Source organism: Staphylococcus sp. HMSC034G07 (assembly GCF_001835975.1).
Lineage (GTDB): Bacteria > Bacillota > Bacilli > Staphylococcales > Staphylococcaceae > Staphylococcus > Staphylococcus ureilyticus.
On the sequence record NZ_KV826607.1, the window covers coordinates 88,678 to 90,653 of the forward strand.

Annotated in this window: 3 protein-coding genes; 1 reads left to right on the forward strand and 2 read right to left on the reverse strand. The window is 34.9% G+C overall.

Going from position 1 to position 1,976, the window contains the following annotated elements; translation table 11 throughout:
- Positions 1–79, forward strand: a 79-nt coding sequence (locus HMPREF2586_RS12715; protein ID WP_141756818.1) for a type I toxin-antitoxin system Fst family toxin, incomplete at its 5' end; no start/stop codon positions are given.
- A gap of 182 nt (positions 80–261) precedes the next feature.
- Here the strand turns inward: HMPREF2586_RS12715 and HMPREF2586_RS05730 are convergent.
- Together HMPREF2586_RS05730 and HMPREF2586_RS05735 are read right to left on the reverse strand one after the other, a co-directional pair.
- On the reverse strand, positions 262–1,080 hold the full coding sequence (locus tag HMPREF2586_RS05730) for an MIP/aquaporin family protein (protein ID WP_070812678.1): 819 nt from the start codon (positions 1,078–1,080) through the stop codon (positions 262–264).
- Positions 1,081–1,368: 288 nt separating this feature from the next.
- Positions 1,369–1,976: BCCT family transporter (locus tag HMPREF2586_RS05735; protein WP_176747372.1), on the reverse strand; the 608-nt coding region annotated here is incomplete at its 5' end.

Consider the following 1,976-nt stretch of genomic DNA (forward strand, 5'->3'; position numbering starts at 1 on the left):
TCACATCACGACCACAGTCATCAGTGGTTGTATTATTGCGTTATTTACGCATTGGCTGCGTAATCGCAAAGACAAATAGGCGACAATAGCCACACCTACAAAAATCCCCTCACTATTTGCGGTAGTGAGGGGATTGGTGTATCCATGCTGGATTCCTTGTTAAGTGCATTATAACATCATAGTGGGCAGGAATGCAAAAATTATTAATGGGACATTAAAATAATATAAAAAATAGTTATATTGTATATTATTTGATTTCAATTAATATATTTTTTCAACTTTGTTTTTCTTATCTATTTTATTAAGCATAACACCTAGTATAAGTGTAGCTATAAAAATAGCAATAGAAATAATAGACATTGTATCAAAAATCCCTTTATAAAATAGACGATAAAACATAGCGCCTATCATTCCACCAGATAGGGGCCCCAGCACTGGAACTATAGCATATCCCCAGTTTGAACCTCCTTTTCCCGCGATTGGTAAAATAGTATGAGCTATTCTTGGACCTAAATCACGTGAAGGATTGATTGCATAACCGGTAGGTCCCCCAATGCTTACACCAATAGCAACAATTAAAGCCCCAACAATTAATGGGTTTAGACCATCTGCGATATTGTTCATACCAATAAATAACAGTCCTAAAGTTAAAATACCTGTACCAATAATTTCTGTGATGAAATTAGCAAAATAGTTGGGGATAGAGGGTGCTGTAGAAAAAACACCAAGTTTGACTTCTGGTTCTTTAGTGGCTTTCCAATGTGGTAAATATGCAAGCCAAACAAGTATTGCTCCTACTATACCTCCCAACATTTGAGCAATTATATAACCTGGCACCATAGACCAACTTAATGAATGATCCATAGCAAATGCTAAAGTAACTGCTGGATTTAAGTGGGCGTCCGAAATATTGCCAACAGCATAAGCGCCTAAAGAGACACCTAGCCCCCATCCTACAGCAATTACAATCCAGTCAGAGCCATGTCCTAAATTACGTTTTAAATTAACATTTGCACAGACACCGCCTCCCAATAACACGAGTATTGCTGTTCCTAAAAATTCAGCTACATAAACATTCATAATAAAAGCATCCCTTTCTACAAAAAAGACACTTGTATCCTCGAGTGAAGGTACAAGTGTCTCTAGTTCTCCCTAATAATTATCAACTTAAAAAGCATTATAAATCTTTTATGTAAACGTTGTCAAAAACAGTTAGAATCAAAAAATACTAGCTTCTTTTTTATTGACCTAGTTTAAATATTTTTTAAAATAATAATTGAGGCTGAAACACATATGTGTTTCAGCCCCGAAAGAATTAATTGTGAAAACTTCTAATAATTCAAATTTAGCATATAAGATTATTGTGAATCAATCGTTTTTAATATTTTTCCTTCTGTTTATCATTTCACTTTCAAAGTCTTCAGATTGTGAGTTTATATATTCTTTGAGTCTGTGCTTGTTAGGTGATAATGTTAAACCTAAAAACTTACGTTCTTGGTTGGCATCTTTATAGAAACTAACCATCATACAAAGCACGATGATAGAGAATGGTAAGGCAGTCATGATTGCCATATTTTGTAGCGCATTTAATCCATTATCTCCACCTGAGAATAGTAAAATAAATGCAATCAATGCTTGTGCAATTCCCCAGATGACTTTAACTATTACGGATGGGTTTAATGAACCAAATGTTGTTTGCATTCCTAATACGAATGTCGCTGAATCGGCTGACGTAATAAAGAATGTTGCTATTAATAGCAATGTTACAATGGATAACACAAAGCCTAATGGCACCTCATTAAACACACCAAATAATGCAGTTTCTGGAGGCATATCAAATATTTTAGGTGTTTTTTTCGCAGTTTCGATACCTAGAACACCAAATGCTGCAAACCAAACTAAACTTACAAGTACTGGTGCTAACAGAACTCCAGATACGAATTCTCTAATTGAGCGTCCTTTAGATACACGTGCAA

Excerpts from the sequence above, each read along its gene's own strand:
- HMPREF2586_RS05730 (WP_070812678.1), bottom strand. The coding sequence starts at position 1,080 with ATGAATGTTTATGTAGCTGAATTTTTAGGAACAGCAATACTCGTGTTA.